The organism is Streptosporangium pseudovulgare (genome assembly GCF_014648055.1).
Classification (GTDB): domain Bacteria; phylum Actinomycetota; class Actinomycetes; order Streptosporangiales; family Streptosporangiaceae; genus Streptosporangium; species Streptosporangium pseudovulgare.
The window spans coordinates 79876-95097 of sequence record NZ_BMQJ01000020.1; the positions used below are offsets into that span (position 1 = coordinate 79876).

The 15222-nt window shown below is 73.8% G+C and carries 10 protein-coding genes and 1 tRNA gene; 7 read left to right on the plus strand and 4 right to left on the minus strand.

The genetic code is table 11. From position 1 onward, the window contains the following. Positions 1-110: 110 nt before the first annotated feature. Positions 111-1667: an MptA/MptB family glycosyltransferase gene (locus tag IEZ10_RS31575; protein WP_229811845.1), complete on the plus strand. Its 1557-nt coding sequence runs from the start codon at positions 111-113 to the stop codon at positions 1665-1667. On the opposite strand, the gene IEZ10_RS31580 is transcribed toward IEZ10_RS31575, so the two are convergent. Next, positions 1549-3828, minus strand: a complete 2280-nt coding sequence (locus tag IEZ10_RS31580; RefSeq protein WP_189250166.1) for a hypothetical protein — start codon at positions 3826-3828, stop codon at positions 1549-1551. The genes IEZ10_RS31575 and IEZ10_RS31580 overlap by 119 nt on opposite strands. 348 nt (positions 3829-4176) lie before the next feature. Here IEZ10_RS31580 and IEZ10_RS31585 point away from each other — a divergent pair, with 348 nt between their 5' ends. The 3 genes from IEZ10_RS31585 to serS all read left to right on the plus strand — a co-directional run bounded on the left by IEZ10_RS31585 (position 4177) and on the right by serS (position 8174). Next, positions 4177-5586 (plus strand): glycosyltransferase 87 family protein, encoded by a 1410-nt coding sequence (locus tag IEZ10_RS31585; protein WP_308426326.1) that lies wholly within the window; start codon positions 4177-4179, stop codon positions 5584-5586. Positions 5587-5830: 244 nt separating this feature from the next. Continuing rightward, a complete protein-coding gene (gene pheA / locus IEZ10_RS31590) occupies positions 5831-6751 on the plus strand; it encodes a prephenate dehydratase (protein WP_189250168.1) in 921 nt (306 codons plus the stop codon). A 160-nt stretch (positions 6752-6911) separates the two neighbouring features. Further along, the gene (serS, locus tag IEZ10_RS31595; protein ID WP_189250169.1) at positions 6912-8174 is read left to right on the plus strand and encodes a serine--tRNA ligase; all 1263 of its coding nucleotides are present in this window, start codon (positions 6912-6914) and stop codon (positions 8172-8174) included. A 776-nt stretch (positions 8175-8950) separates the two neighbouring features. Here serS and IEZ10_RS31600 read toward each other — a convergent pair. Further along, a complete protein-coding gene (locus IEZ10_RS31600) occupies positions 8951-9154 on the minus strand; it encodes a cold-shock protein (RefSeq protein WP_179821289.1) in 204 nt (67 codons plus the stop codon). A gap of 236 nt (positions 9155-9390) precedes the next feature. On the opposite strand from IEZ10_RS31600, the gene IEZ10_RS31605 reads away from it, so the two are divergent. Next, positions 9391-10185 carry an HAD family hydrolase gene (locus IEZ10_RS31605; protein WP_189250170.1) on the plus strand — a complete coding sequence of 265 codons (795 nt, stop codon included), beginning with the start codon at positions 9391-9393 and terminating at the stop codon, positions 10183-10185. A gap of 183 nt (positions 10186-10368) precedes the next feature. On the opposite strand, the gene IEZ10_RS31610 is transcribed toward IEZ10_RS31605, so the two are convergent. Both IEZ10_RS31610 and IEZ10_RS31615 read right to left on the minus strand, forming a co-directional pair. Further along, complete coding sequence (locus IEZ10_RS31610; protein ID WP_179821285.1) at positions 10369-10878, minus strand: bacterial proteasome activator family protein; 510 nt, start codon at positions 10876-10878, stop codon at positions 10369-10371. Positions 10879-10883: 5 nt separating this feature from the next. Then, positions 10884-11840 carry an NAD(P)H-quinone oxidoreductase gene (locus tag IEZ10_RS31615; RefSeq protein WP_189250171.1) on the minus strand — a complete coding sequence of 319 codons (957 nt, stop codon included), beginning with the start codon at positions 11838-11840 and terminating at the stop codon, positions 10884-10886. Between the two features lie 115 nt (positions 11841-11955). Between IEZ10_RS31615 and IEZ10_RS39430 the strand changes: the two genes are divergently transcribed. Then, positions 11956-14892, plus strand: a complete 2937-nt coding sequence (locus IEZ10_RS39430; RefSeq protein ID WP_229811846.1) for a MinD/ParA family ATP-binding protein — start codon at positions 11956-11958, stop codon at positions 14890-14892. Positions 14893-15108: 216 nt separating this feature from the next. Next, a tRNA-Ser gene (locus IEZ10_RS31625) sits at positions 15109-15197 on the plus strand. The last annotated feature ends 25 nt before the right edge of the window (positions 15198-15222 follow it).

Genomic DNA, 15222 nt, shown 5'->3' on the forward strand with positions numbered 1-15222 from the left:
CCGCCGGCCGCCGTCCCGGCGAACCGCCGCCGGGAGCCCGCGCATGCCCGTCCGGCGCTCCGGACCGGCCGCCGCCCGGGGCACCGTGCCGGATGTGCTGGAATTTGCGGGTGACTCGGGATCCGGCGGTTGTCGACGGCAGGCGAGCCCCCGCGCGTGGCGCGTTCCGGGAATTCGACGCGGCCGCCTACGCGGCCGTGGGGCTGTCGGCTGCCCTGACGGTCCTGATCGGGCTGCTCGGGCCGTCCGCGATGGTCCCGGTGCTGCCCGGCCCCGCCTGGCAGCCCCCCTACTCCCTGGGCGTGCGCCCCGACGGCCACCTCGTGATCGCCATGGCCGCGGCCGCGATCGTGCTGGGCGGCCTCGGGCTGGCCGGTGCGCTGCGGGCCCGGAGCGGGCCCGCCGCCCGCCCGCTGCTCGTGGCCGGCTGCGCGGTGGCCGGGCTGCTGGCCTTCCTCCCCCCGTCCGGCTCGGCCGACCACCTCAACTACGCCGCCTACGGCCGCCTGGCCGCCCTCGGCCTCGACCCCTACGCCGTCACCCCCGCCGAGCTGCCCGCCGACCCGGTCACCGGCGCGGTGGAGGAGTGGGCCGGCGTGACGAGCGTGTACGGGCCGGTGGCGACGGCCGTGCACGCGCTGGCGAGCCTGATCGGCGACGACTCGGTCAGGCTGACGGTCTTCGCGATGGCGGTGTTCAACGCGGCCGCGTTCGTCGGGACCGCGCTGCTGCTGCACCGCTTCACCCGGGCCGACGCCGGGCTGTCCCGCCGGGCGGCGCTGCTGTGGGCGGCCAACCCGCTGATGCTCTACCACCTGGCCGCCGGGATGCACGTCGACACCCTCGCCGTGGCCTGCATGGTCGCCGCGCTCGTGGCACACGCGGCCGGGAACGCGGCGCGGGCCGGCGCCGTCCCGGCCGGCGTGGCCGGACCGGGGGGCCCGGCCGTACCGGGCGGCGGGTGGCGGCGGGCCGGGAGCGGCGTGCTGCTCGGGCTGGGCATCGGGGTGAAGCTCAACGCCGGGCTGGTCGCGCTCGGCCCGGCGTGGGAGCTGCGCCGCTCGCCGCGCCGGCTCGCCGTCGTGGCCGGCGCCGCCACGGCCACCGTGCTGCTGACCTACGGCCTGGCCGGGCCGCACGTGCTCGACCAGGTCGGCGCGGCCAGCAAGAAGGTCTCCCTCGCCACCCCGTGGCAGCTCGCCAAGACCGGTCTGCAGGCGGCCTTCGGGCCCGGCGCGTACTCCTCCTGGATCCAGCTCGGCTCGATGCTATTGCTGGCCTGCCTGGCGTGGCTGGTCCTGCGGGCCACGCCCCGGGCCACCGCCCCGGCGGTCTCCGCGGCGCTGGTGGCCGCCTGGCTGTTCGCCGCGCCGTACGCGCTGCCGTGGTATGACGGGCTGGCCTTCGCGCTGCTGGCGATGGCGGCCGGGGCGTCCTGGCCCGCGCTGGAGACCTTCGTGCTGGCCAGGACGGCCGTCCTGTCGCTGGGCTACCTCCCGGCCAGGGAGGCGATGCGCCCGGCCGACCTGTTGTGGCTGAAGACCCTGCTCAGGGAACGGGTGGTGCCGTGGTCCCTGCTGGCTCTGACGCTCGCCCTGGCGTGGTGGGCGGCGAGAGCCGGAGCGCGCGCACGCAGGCGGTCAGCGTCAGCGGCACCGCGACCGTGAGCGCCATCGCCGGGATGGCGATGCCGGAGTCGTTCAGCAGGAACCCGGCCAGCGCGCAGACCAGCGCGCCGATCAGCCCGGCGCGCAGCGCGGGCGCCAGCGCGTAGGCCCGGCCCAGCGCGGAGGCGCCCCACCGGGAGGGGCGGTCCAGCACCAGGAACAGGAAGGCCAGCGCGACCAGCGATAGCAGGGTCAGCGGCCAGTTGCCGACGGTGATCCCGAGCATCGCGCCGAACTTCCGGGTGACCACGGCCCATGCCTCGCCGTCCAGCACCTGCTGGACGAACGCGCCGAGGTGGGTGCGCTGTTCGGCGGGCCGCAGCCAGTCGGCCACCGCGATCACCGTGATCGCCAGGACGCCCGCCGCGCCGATCAGGACGGCCTTGGCCACCGACAGACGGCGGCCCGACAGCAGGACCACGAGGACGGCCACCCCGGCCAGGAACGCCGGGACGCCGCCGAAGTCGGCGCCCCACCCCGGCCAGCCGTCGGCGAACACCGCGAGCCCGCCGTACAGGACGCAGACGGCCAGGGTGAGCGCGCGGCGCCCGCGGGGCAACAGCCACTGGGCGATCCCGGCGAGCGCCAGGATGGTGCCGGCCGAGTAGACCGCGAAGGCGATGTTGCCGAAGCCGTAGAAGCGCCCACCGGTGACGGGCTCGTAGCCGCCGACAGCGTTCACCTGGAGCCGGGAGCCGGTCATCACGTCGGCCAGCAGGGCCAGCGAGGTGATCGCGGCGACCACGGTCAGCGGGCCGAGGACGTGCGTCCGCCACGGCCCGGCCAGGGCGAGCGCCGCGACCACGCAGGCGACGGCCACGATGGTCAGGACCAGCGCGGCCATCGGCGCGGGCAGGCTCCACCACGGCACGAGCTGGGCCAGGAAGATGCCGACGGGGATCGCGCCGCTGACCGTCGCGACGCCCCGGACGGCCGTCAGCGCCCGCGAGCCGCCCCAGCCGCGCCGGAACGCCACGGCGGCCAGCACGTAGAACAGGATCTGCACGGTCACCAGGCCGGTGAAGAACGGCCCCCGCACCTCGCGCAGCACCTCGCTGGCGAGGTCGTCGTCGGCCAGCCGGTCCACCGTGGCGGCCGTGCTCCCGCCGCCCGGCCCGGCGCTCCGCCAGGCGTGCCCCACGACCGTGTTCGGCGCCTCCAGGCCGAGCAGGGCGATCACGGTGGCGGTCAGGTCGGTGTTGGTGACCAGGCCGTCCTGCCGGGTGGAGGGGGCGGTGAGCAGGCCGCGCGGGTACGGCGCGCCGCCGGGGGACGCTCCCCGGGCGACGGCCACGTGCAGGTGGGCGGTCGGTGAGGCGTCGGACAGGCCGCCGAGCAGGACGGTGGCGCCCGGCGGGACCCGGCCGAGGACCGCGCCCACCCCGCGGTCGGCGGCGGCCACCGCCTCCCGGCGGGCCCGGTCGGTCAGCGCGGCGGGCGGGCCGTCGCCGTCCGGCTGCCCCCGCAGCCACGCCTCGGCGAGGTCGGGGACCTCCGCCACCACCAGCCGGTACGGTGCCAGGTCGCCGAGTCCGCCGATGCTAGGAGCGTATTTACCGATATTTCCGGACTTGTCGGCAGCGGCGAGCGCGGCTCCCGGCCCGGCCGCCGCCACCTTCCCCCCGGCGTCCGCCACGAGCTGCCCGAGCTGCCCGAGCACCGGGCGGTAGGAGACCTCGGCGGCGTTGTGGGCGGTGAGCCGGGACCAGTCCGGCACGCTCGCCCCGCCGTCCGGTCCGGGTCGCGGCGCGGCGGGCGGCGCACAGCCGTCCCCGGGCGCGCCCGCCCGCTGTCCCGCCGAGACGGTCAGCCAGCCCGCGACCGGGCAGATGAGACTCCGTCCCGGCGGGGGCACCGCCCGGGTGGACATCGACGCGGACCCGCCCCGCTCCACGAGCCCCCACAGGTTCGGCGTCCGAGCCCGGTCGAGGTCCTTCCATTCGAGGCCGGGCACTCCGATCACCACGACCTGCCCCGGGTTCGCCGGAGCGGCTGAGGAGGCGGCCCGAGCGGTGGCCGGCACGGAGGCCGGTACGGAGGCGGTGGCCGGCACGGAGGCGGCGGTCCGAGCGGTGGCCGGCACGGAGGCGGTGGCCCGAGCGGTGGCCGGTACGGCGGCGTGGGCGGCCGTACCGGGGACGAGGAGAACCAGCGTGAACACGGCGACCAGCGCGGCCCACGGCATCCACGCGGCGGCCCGTGCGGCGGAGACGGCCCGTGCGGCCGTCCGCGCGGCGCGTGCCGGCCGTCCCGGGACACGCGCGGCGTGGAGCGGCCCCGCGGCGCCCGGCGGGGCCGGGAACGGGCCCGCGGCGGGGACGGGCCTGTGACCGCCGTGCACCGCACCCATGAGACTCCCCCGTGTCCGTGAACCGTCAGGTCCTGCTTCGTGGATCATTCCGCCCGCCGCGACCGGCCGGACGGCCGGGCGTCCCCGTCACGGCGGAGATCCGCGGGGCGGGACCCGGGCCACCGGTTTACCAGCCCCACGGTAACCTGCCTGCTCGTGATGACTGGCGAGGCGACCGCGACGACCACCGTCAGGCGGCCACCGTGGGTGTGGCCGCTCGCGCTGCTGCTCGTCGCGGCGGCGGCGGCCCCGCTGGTCCTCTACTGGCTGGGCAACGTCGACGACCAGCGACTGGTCGACCTGGATGTGTACCGTACCGGCGGCCAGGCACTCCTCGAAGGCCGGCCGGTCTACGACTTCGTGACGCCCGCGCCGCAGCTCCTGCCGTTCACCTACCCGCCGGTCGCGGCGATGCTGGCCGTACCGCTGGCCATGATGTCCTGGCCGGTCGCGCAGTGGGTGTGGACGGCCGGGATCTTCGCCACGCTCGCCGTCACCGTCGCGTACGCCTTCCGCGCCGCGCTGGGCCGTTTCGCGACGGGCCGCGCGGCATCGGGTCCCGCCGCGCCGGATCCCGGCGTGCCGGGCGGCGGCGGTGGGCCGGGCGGCGGCGGTGGGCCGGACGGCGCCGCGTCCGGCCGTGGTGTGCCGGGCGGGGTCGCGCCGGGCCGTACGGCCGTGCCGGCGGAGGGCAGGTGGGGCGGCCTGTGGCTCCCGGCGGTGTTCACCGTCCTGATGGTCGCGTGCACCTACCTGATGCCGATCAGGGACCAGGTCCGCTTCGGCCAGGTGGACATCCTGCTGGTCGCGCTCTGCCTGGCCGACTGCGCGGCCCGCCGCCCGGTCTGGCCGCGCGGCCTGCTGATCGGCCTGGCCACCGCCGTCAAGCTCACCCCCGGCGTCTTCCTGATCTACCTGCTCATCACCGGGTTCGGCCCGGGCGGGCGGCCGGAGCAGCGCCGGGCCTTCCTCATGGCGGCCTTCACCGCGGCGCTGCTGACCCTGCTGCCGTTCCTGGTGATCCCGTCCGACGCCACCGGCTTCTGGTTCCACGCGCTGCTCGACCCCGAACGGCTCGGCGCCAACGCGGCGACCACCAACCAGTCGATGCGCGGCATGCTGATCCGGCTCTACCTGCCCGACGCGCCGACCTCCCTGCTCTGGCTGGTCCTGGTCGCCGCGGTCGGCTGGTACGGCTTCCGCCACGCCCGCCGGGCGTTCCTCGACGGGCACACGATGACCGGGGTCGCGCTGACCGGCCTGATGGCGGTGCTGCTGTCGCCGGTGGCGTGGATCCACCACCTGGCCTGGGTGGTCGTGGTCCTCGGCGCGCTGGCCGGGGACGGGCGCGACCCGCTGCGGGTCCGGGTCGCCGCGGGCGTCTGGCTGTACTACGTGGTGCCCGTCCCCTGGTGGGGAGTGGCGATCAAGGCCGCCGAGATCCCGGTGCTCAGCCCGGTGCTGGGGAAGATCGTCCAGAACGGGTTCGGGCTGGGCGCGCTGGCCCTAGTCTGGTTGCTCGCCTCGTGGCTGCCGAGACGCCGCGAGACGTTCCGGCCGCTCACCTGACACCGCCCGCCTGACGCCTCCCGGCATGCCGGCCGTCCCCGCGGCCCCGGGGGGCCCGGTGGAGGCCGGGGGTGAACGCCGGGGCGTGGACGAGGCGGGACGTGGGGCTCCGCACCGGGGGCCGACGGTGGGGCTCCGCACCGGGGGCCGATGGTGGGGCTCCGCACCGGGGGCCGACGGCGGGGCGGTCCCGGCACGTGCGATTCACCACCGTTTCCGGACCGGCACCGGATAGCCTGACATCATGCCGAAACTCGCCTACCTGGGTCCTGAGGCCACCTTCACCGAGGAGGCCCTGCGCATCCTGGCGCCGGACGCCGAGGGCCTGCCGAGCGCCAACGTCAGCGCGGCGCTGGACGCCGCCAGGCGGGGTGAGGCCGACGGTGCCGTCGTGCCGCTGGAGAACTCCCTGGAGGGCGGCATCAGCTCGACCCTCGACGAGCTCGCCTGGGGCGAGCCGCTGCTCATCACCGCCGAGCTGCTGCTGCCGGTGCAGTTCTCCCTGCTGACGCGGACGGAGATGCCGCTCTCCGACGTCAAGCGGGTCTACACCCATCCGGCCGCCATCACCCAGTGCCGTGGTTTCGTCGCCCGCGAGATGCCGGACGCCGTGGTGGTCCCGGCCCCGTCGACCGCGGCCGCCGCCCAGGAGGTGGCCGACCCGGGCTCGCCGTACGACGCGGCCATCGCCGCGCGCATCGCCGGCGAGCGCTACGGCCTGGTGGAGCTGGCGTCCGGGGTCGGTGACCGGTCCGACACCGTGACCCGGTTCATCCGCCTCTCCCGGCCGGGCCTGCTGCCCGAGCCCACCGGCTCCGACTGCACCTCGCTGGTCGCCTTCCTCACCGACGACCACCCGGGCGCGCTGCTGGAGATGCTCACCGAGTTCTCGGTGCGCGGCGTCAACCTGACCCGCATCGAGTCGCGGCCCACCGGCGACGGCATCGGCCGCTACTTCTTCCACTTCGACTTCGAAGGCCACGTGGCCGAGGCCCGGGTCGGCGAGGCGGTCTCCGGCCTGCGCCGCATCTGCGCCGACGTCCGCTTCCTCGGGAGCTACCCGCGCGCCGACGGCACGGCGCCGCAGATCAAGCGGGGCACGGCCGACGACGACTTCGCCGAGGCCGCGGGCTGGCTGTCCAGGATCCGCTCCGGCCGGCCCTGACCCTTCCAGCGCCCTTCCAGCGCCCTTCCGGCGGGTCCGGCTCTCGGGCCGGCCTGATCCTCCTGCCGGTCCGCCCCTCCGCTCCGGTGGGACCGGCCGCGCCGGAGGAACCCGGGTAATAGGTGAGCGGGTGCGTGCCCCGCATCGGTAGCCTTGTCCTGTGATTGACCTGCGTACCCTTCGTGAGGATCCCGACCGGCTACGGGCGTCGCAGCGTGCCCGCGGTGAGGACGACTCCGTCGTCGAAAAGCTGCTCGACCTCGACGAGCGGCGGCGCGGCGCGCTGAGCCGCTTCGAGGCGCTGCGCGCCGAGCAGAAGAGCATCGGCAAGTCGGTCTCCCGCGCCTCCGGTGAGGAGAAGACCGCCCTGCTCGACCGGGCCAAGGACCTCTCGGCACAGGTCAAGTCCGCCGAGGCCGAGGCCGAGAAGCTGGCCGGGGAGCTCGAAGAGCTGCTCCACACCGTGCCCAACCTCGTCGAGGAGGGCGCCCCGGAGGGCGGCGAGGACGACTACGTCGTGCTGGAGGAGGTCGGCGAGAAGCCGTCCTTCGACTTCGAGCCGCGCGACCACCTGGAGCTCGGTGAGCTGCTCGGCGCGATCGACATGGAGCGCGGCGCGAAGGTCTCCGGCGCGCGGTTCTTCTTCCTGAAGGGCGCCGGCGCCCGGCTCCAGCTCGGCCTGCTCAACATGGCCATGCAGCACGCGATCGAGGCCGGGTTCATCCCGATGATCCCGCCGGTGCTGGTCAAGCCGGAGTCGATGAAGGGCACCGGCTTCCTCGGCGCGCACGCCAGCGAGGTCTACCACCTGCCGGAGGAGGACCTGTTCCTGGTCGGCACCAGCGAGGTCCCGATGGCGGCCTACCACGCCGACGAGATCCTCGACGGCGCGGCGCTGCCGTACCGCTACGCGGGCTGGTCCTCCTGCTTCCGCCGCGAGGCGGGCTCGTACGGCAAGGACACCCGGGGCATCATCCGGGTCCACCAGTTCGACAAGATCGAGATGTTCTCCTACTGCCGTCCCGAGGACGCGCAGGCCGAGCACCGGCGGCTGCTCGACTGGGAGCGGGAGATGCTCGCCAAGGTCGAACTGCCCTACCGGATCATCGACACCGCGGCCGGCGACCTCGGCACGAGCGCGGCGCGGAAGTTCGACTGCGAGGCGTGGGTGCCCAGCCAGGGCCGCTACCGCGAGCTGACCTCGACGTCCAACTGCACCGACTTCCAGGCCCGCCGCCTGGGTGTCCGCTACCGCGACGCGGGCGGCAGGCCCCAGCACGTGGCGACGCTCAACGGCACCCTGGCCACCACCCGGTGGATCGTCGCCATCCTGGAGAACCACCAGCGGGCCGACGGCTCCGTCGTGGTCCCGGAGGCCCTGCGCCCCTACGTCGGCCTCGACGTCCTCGAACCCGTCAAGTAACACATATAGGCCTTCCGGCCTTCTTTCCGGTCTTTCCACACCCTTCCATGTCCTCCCGGGCCGAGGGCCCCGCCGATCCCGGCGGGGCCCTCGTCGTCATGCCCCCGGTCAAGGGAAGTGGACGGCGAGCGTACGGCCTCATCCCTCCTGGTAGGTGGCCAAAAATCCGGATATCTACGGCAAAGGCCGGGGGCGGTCACGAGGGCTTCTCCCGGCTGCCGGAATGCGATTCGGCATCCGCCGCCGAGCGGTGATGTCCGCCACACGGGCGGCGGCCCATACCGGCGGTGATCCACGGCTCCCGCGGGGGCCGTCGCTCCGCCTCATCAGAGACGGTCTCCACGGGCGTACAGGGGGCTCGGGGACGGCCGTCGGCCCTTTGGTCGTCCGGGCCGGGTGAGGCCCTCAGCGGCGCTCTCAGGGGCGAGGAGGGGGTGCGGGCCTGTGCGCCCGGCGATTCGCCGGCCGTGGCGGAAGTCTCCCCGTGAAGTCGTTCGGGGGTGCGGCGGAGAGGACGCCCGGAAACGGCGGAGGGATGCGATCGGCAGGGGACGCTGGGGCGAGGACGTCCGGAAACGGCGAAAGGATGCGATCGGCGGCGGCGAAGGGGGCGAAGGGGACGGTCCGCAGCGGCGGAAGGGGCGCCCGGAAGGGCCGTAAGGGGCGCCCGAAAAGAGGGGCTGGGTATGTCCGAAAGTCGTGAAGCCGTCCGGAAACGGCGAAGGCGGGGTTCGCGTGAAGCGAACCCCGCCTTCCCCTCTGCAGAGGTCTATGCGTCAGACGGCGCGAACCTGCGAGGCCTGCGGGCCCTTCTGGCCCTGCGTGATCTCGAACTCGACCCGCTGACCGTCCTCGAGGCTCCGGTAGCCGGAGCCCTGGATCTCGGAGAAGTGGACGAAGACGTCCGGTGCGCCACCGTCCGGCGCGATGAAGCCGAAGCCCTTTTCAGCGTTGAACCACTTGACGGTTCCCTGAGCCATTAAAGCTCTCCCTCAGGATTTGAAACTTCGGGATTCACACCTCGTGAACCCCATGTGTCGTACAGCACGCCCCGGGGTGGTTCAGTCAAACTGGTTTTCACAACGGGATTCAGCTAATACAACGCCATCACATCTAACACTATCCCGCGGACAGGTGTTCCCGCCATGAGGAAGTTCATCCCAGGCGAGTCCCGCGTGGCGTGGCACCGGGCATCACGGTGCAGACTGGACGTGTTATGGGAAGCCCCCGCCTTGTCGCCACCGACCTCGACGGTACCGCACTGCGCTCGGACGGCACCGTCTCGGACCGCACCGTCGCCGCCTTCGCACGCGTGGAAGAAGCCGGCGCCACACTCGTCTTCGTGACCGGCAGACCGCCTCGCTGGATGCGCCCGGTGGCCGGAGCCGTACGCCACCGGGGTCTGGCCATCTGCGCCAACGGCGCCCTGGTCTACGACCTGCACACCGAGCGTGTCGTCCAGTCGCGCCTCATCACCCCCGACATCCTGGAGGAGGTCGTCGGGAGGCTCCGCGCGGAGTTCTCCGAGCTGACCTTCTCCGTCGAGTACGAAGGCGGGTTCGCCCACGAGTCGTCCTTCCGCCTCGACCGCGCCGACAGCCGTACCGCCGGGCTGCTCGTCGGGGCGGCGGCCCTCACCGAGCGGCCCTGCGCCAAGCTCCTGGCCCTGCACCCCCGGATGGACCCCGACGTCCTCAACGACGCCGTCTGCGAGCTGGTCGGCGACCTCGTGACGCCCACCCACTCCAGCGGCCGGGCGCTGATCGAGATGAGCGCCCGGGGTGTGACGAAGGCCACCGCGCTGGCCGCCCTCGCCGAGACCCAGGACGTCGTGCGGACCGACTCGATCGCCTTCGGCGACATGCCCAACGACCTGCCGATGCTGCACTGGGCCGGCACCTCCTACGCCGTCGCCAACGCCCACGCCGAGGTGCTGGCCGCGGTCGACCACGTGACCGCGGCCAACGACGACGACGGGGTGGCCGAGGTGCTGGAGGGTCTCTACCGGTAGTCCCGCGGGCGCCGGCGACCCCGGACGTCCTGCGGGATCACCGACGGCCCCGCACGCCGGTGGTCCGCCATGAGCGCCCTGGCCGAAGGGGACGCCGAGCGCCGGTGGCCTCGCACGCCGACGGCCCTGGTCCCCGCCCGCTCCGCGCGGGGACCAGGGCCCTGGCCGGTGACTCCGCAGGCCCTACAGGTACGGGCCCGAGCTGCCCTGGTGGCCGCTGTCCTGCTGGAGGGAGACGCCGCCGGGCAGCGCCCTGCGCATGTTCTCCAGCTGGGCGCGGGCGGCCATCTGCTGGGCGAAGAGCGTGGTCTGGATCCCGTGGAACAGGCCCTCCAGCCAGCCGACGAGCTGCGCGTGCGCGACGCGCAGCTCCGCGTCGCTCGGCGGGGCGCCCTCACCGTCGGCGAAGGGAAGCGACAGCCGCTCCAGCTCCTCGACCAGCTCGGGGGCCAGGCCGTCCTCCAGCTCCTTGATCGAGCTCTGGTGGATCTCCTTGAGCCGCTTGCGGCTCGCCTCGTCCAGAGGGGCGGCCCGGACCTCCTCGAGGAGCTGCCGGATCATGCTGCCGATGCGCATGACCTTGGCGGGCTGCTCCACCAGATCGGCGACCGAGCGGCCCTCGCCGTCCTGCTCGACCTGGGCGCCCTGGGGCCCCACGACCACGATGTGCGGAGTGCTCTCCTCAGCGTTCATAGTCCTCAACCTACTAGCAGAATTTTCCCGACGTGTTCCCCGGTCTCGATGAGCCGATGGGCCTCGGCCGCCTCGCTCATCGGCACGCGGGCGTGGATCACCGGCCAGATCACACCCGCGTCGACCAGCGGCCAGACGTTCTCCACGACGCCGCGCACGATCGCCCCCTTCTCATCCACCGGCCGCGCGCGTAGCGTGGTGCCGTGCACCGAGGCCCGCTTGGCGAGGAGCGCACCCAGGTTCAGCTCGCCCTTCGAGCCGCCCTGCATGCCGATCACGACCAGCCGTCCCCCGGTCCTGAGCGCCCTGACGTTCGCGGGCAGATACTTCCCGCCGATGATGTCGAGGATCACATCCGCCTGGATCCGCTCGGAGAAGTCCTCCTCGCGGTAGTTGACGCCCTCGTCGGCGCCGAGCTCCAGGCAGCGGGCGATCTTCTCGTCCGTCCCGGCGGTGACGGCCACGCGCGAGCCGAACGCCTTCGCGAGCTGTACAGCCAGCGTGCCGATGCCGCTGGCGCCGCCGTGGACGAGGAGCGTCTCACCCCTCCTCAGCCGCGCGGTCATGAAGACGTTGGACCACACCGTGCAGGCGACCTCCGGCAGCGCCGCCGCCTCCACCAGGTCCACGCCATCGGGCACCCGCATGACCTGCTGCCAGGGCACGGCGACCTTCTCGGCGTAGCCGCCGCCGGACAGCAGGGCGCAGACCCGGTCACCCGGCCGGAAGCCCTCGACGTCCCGGCCCGCCTCGGCGACCACCCCGGAACACTCCAGCCCCGGGTACGGCGAGGCGCCCGGCGGCGGGTCGTACCGTCCCTGTCTCTGCATCACGTCGGCGCGGTTGACGGCCGAGGCCGCCACGTCGATGAGGACCTCACCTGGGCCGGGACTCGGATCGGGCACCTGTTGCCACGACAGCGCCTCGGGTCCGCCGGGTTTATCGATCACGATGGCGTGCATGTGAGCCAAGCTATCCGGTGGGCCAACTTGACCGTTGCCCGCGATGATGTGAACACAGGGCGTTAACCTGCTATGTGTTTGCTGCCCTTTTACGCCCATCCCGAGGGGGAACACGGTGGCAAGGCACGATCGTGAGGAATCTCTCGAGGAACAGCTCGCCTGGCTCGACGCTATCAAGGAACAGGAGGAGGCACCCCCGGTACCGGTAAAGAACGCGGTGGACGACGCCACCGCGGTCTCGCCGTACCCGAGGGACCCCTGGGGCCTGGTCGCCGCCGAGCCCGAGCCCGAGACCACCTCGGCGCAGCTCCTCCGTGCCGCCGTCGACTCGGCCTACGCGCCCTCGGACACCTCCCCGGGCACGGGCGGTCATCCGGCCGAGGACGCCGACGCGGCGGACTGGATGAACGCGGGCTCGACGGCGGGCGCGTTCGCGGTGCCCCCGTTCGGGGGGTCCTCCTCGCCGTCCTCTCCCTCGTCTTCCCACTCGTCCTCTCAGCCGTCCTCCCCGTCGTCCTTCCCCCGGAACGACGACGGCTTCCTGGCCCCGCTGAGGCCGCTGCCCCGCCAGGAGCACGACGACGCCGAAGGCTCCGCGACGGGTGACTTCACCCGGCCCGACGTCCGTTTCCCCGCGGACGACGACCGGGCGCCCTTCACCGACCCGGGCCTCGGCCGGGGATCGTTCACCGACCCGGGCTTCGCGCGGCCGTCGTCCACCGACCCGGGCTTCGCGCGGCCGTCGTCCACCGACCCGGGCTTCGCGCGGCCGTCGTCCACCGACCCGGGCTTCGCGCGGCCGTCGTTCACGGACCCCGGACTGGAGCGGCCGTCGTTCACGGACCCTGCTCTCGAACGGCCGTCGTTCACCGACCCGGGCCCTGCGCGGCCGTCCTTCACCGACCCGGGTCTTCGCACGCCCCGGACCGGGCCGGAGGAGCCGTCCCGTCCGCTTCCCGAGCAGTCCCGGCAGGCGGAGGAACGGCCGGAGCACTCGTCGTCCGACGAGCCGACCGCAACCGGTCCGTCCGGTCCGTCCGGCCCCGCCGAGCCCCCGCTTGAGCCCTTCAGGCCCTCGGGACCCGCGTCGGGGCCCTCGGAACCCGCGCCGGAACCGTTCAAGCCCGCCGGGGCCACGGCCGGCTCCGCCGAGCCCCCGCTCGAACCCCTTAAGCCATCGGCGCCGAAGCTCGAAGGGTTCTCCTTCGGGAGCTTCGAGTCCCGCGTCGCCGACCGCGACCGGTCCCCTTCCGAAGCCGTCGAACCGGACCCCGACGCGGAACCGGCCGCCACCGACGCCGTACGGCGGGCACCTGAGACGTCCGGGTCCGGGACGCCGGGTGCGGGGAGCCCCGGTTCCGAGAAGCCGGGTTCGGAGACGTCCGGCCCGGAGAAGCCGGGTTCCGAAGGGTCCGGTTCGGAGAAGCCCGGCTCGAAGCCGGGCTCGGAGGCGTCCAAGCCCGGCGCTCCCAGCCCGTTCGGGGCCCCCGTCGCCTTCGGCGCCGACCGGTCGCAGTCCGGCACGCCGGAACGGCAGGCCCCCGGTCCGTTCGGTTCGGCCGCCTTCGGCTCCTCCGGCCCCGCGCCCTTCACCCGGGGCTGGGACGCGCCCCCGGCCGCCCGCGACGACGCGGCCCTCGCTCAGTCCCACGACGACCAGAACGATCGGGACGACCGGGGCACCGCTCCCCGGCCCGGCGAGGTTTCCGGCCACACCGGGGACGTCTCCGAGCGCGACCCGGCTTCCGGCCGTGACACGGCCTTCCGCCGGGACCGTGACGTCGCCCCCCGCGGGGAGGCGCCCTTCTCACCGGAACACCACGAGCGGCCGTTCACCCCGGCCGCCTCGGCGACTCCGTCGGACACCCCGGACCGCGACAGGCCCTCAGCCCCCGAACGGAACCGGCCCGCCGACCGCGGTGACAGACTCGCCGCCTCCCGCAAGGACAGGGAGCCCACCTCCGGCCGGGGGATGACCGACCGGGGCAACTCCTTCTTCCCCGACGAGGATGAGGACGAGGACGAGGAGCTGCGGGAGCCGTACCAGCCGCGCCGCCGCCACTCGGCGCCGCCGCCCGCGTTCAGCGCCCCCTCCCGGCAGTCCTCCGGCACGTCCAGGCCGTCGGCCGACAGCCTGGACCCGGACTCACTGCTGCGGGGCCGCCGCAACGGGCCGTCCAGCGGCTGGCGCAAGCTGATCTACCGGGCCACCGCGGGCCTGATCAAGCCCGGGGAGTCGCCCGAGGTCCGCCGCCGCGGAGAGCTGATGACCCGGGCCCGCACCCCGGTCGCCACCGGCCACCACCGCGTCGCCGTACTCAGCCTGAAGGGTGGGGTCGGGAAGACCACGACCACGGTCGGCCTCGGCGCGACCCTCGCCCAGATCCGCGGCGACCGGGTCATCGCGGTCGACGCCAACCCCGACCGCGGGACCCTCTCGGACAAGCTGGAGCTGGAGACCTCCGCGACCGTCCGCGACCTGCTCAACGAGCGCCAGCAGATCAAGCGCTACGTCGATATAAGAGCATTCACCTCGCAGGCGCCGTCACGGCTGGAGGTCCTCGCCTCCGACCGCGACCCGTCGGTGTCGGAGGCGTTCAGCGCGTCCGACTACCAGGCGGTGGCGCAGGTCCTGGAGAACTTCTACTCGATCTGCATCACCGACTGCGGCACCGGCCTGCTCCACTCGGCCATGTCGGGAGTCCTGGGCCTGGCCGACCAGCTCGTCCTGGTCAGCTCCCCGTCCGTGGACGGCGCCCGCGCCGCCTCGGCGACCCTCGACTGGCTGGAGGCCCACCACTACGAGGACCTGGTCAGCTCGGCCACCGTGGTGCTGTGCAGCGTCCGCCCCAGGTCGAAGTCGACCGTCGACCTCGACCGGCTGGAGGCCCACTTCGCGGCCCGCTGCCGCGCCGTGATCCGCGTCCCCTACGACCCCCACCTGGAGGAAGGAGCCGAGATCGACCTGGAGCGGCTGCAGCCCGCCACCCGCGACGCCTACCTGCGGCTGGCCGCCTCCGTCGGCGACGGCTTCGCCGCACCACAGCCCTGACCCGGACGGCGGCCTCCCGCCCGGAGGCTTCCCGCCCGGCGGCTCCGCCTCTGGGCTTCCCGCCGTGGGCTTCCGGCCCTGGGTTTCCGCCTCTGGGTTTCCGGCTCTGGGTTTCCGGCTCTGAGGCGAGGGCGGAGCACTGCCGAGTCAGGGACGCGCCGGTGACGGTGAGGGGCTAAGGTGCAATCTGACACGTTCTTCGGGGCGTGTCGGCCGGGAGAGCTCGCCTAGTGGACGATGGCGGCGGTCTTGAAAACCGCTAGGGCCGGCGACGGTCCTCGTGGGTTCGAATCCCACGCTCTCCGCCCACCTTGCGAAACGGCGTCTGAC

What these genes read in the sequence shown, in the direction of transcription:
- IEZ10_RS31615 (WP_189250171.1), bottom strand. Translation starts at nt 11,840, where the DNA reads ATGCACGCCATCGTGATCGATAAACCCGGCGGACCCGAGGCGCTGTCG.
- IEZ10_RS31605 (WP_189250170.1), top strand. Translation starts at nt 9,391, where the DNA reads ATGGGAAGCCCCCGCCTTGTCGCCACCGACCTCGACGGTACCGCACTG.
- IEZ10_RS31585 (WP_308426326.1), top strand. Translation starts at nt 4,177, where the DNA reads ATGACTGGCGAGGCGACCGCGACGACCACCGTCAGGCGGCCACCGTGG.
- pheA (WP_189250168.1), top strand. Translation starts at nt 5,831, where the DNA reads ATGCCGAAACTCGCCTACCTGGGTCCTGAGGCCACCTTCACCGAGGAG.
- IEZ10_RS31600 (WP_179821289.1), bottom strand. Translation starts at nt 9,154, where the DNA reads ATGGCTCAGGGAACCGTCAAGTGGTTCAACGCTGAAAAGGGCTTCGGC.
- IEZ10_RS31610 (WP_179821285.1), bottom strand. Translation starts at nt 10,878, where the DNA reads ATGAACGCTGAGGAGAGCACTCCGCACATCGTGGTCGTGGGGCCCCAG.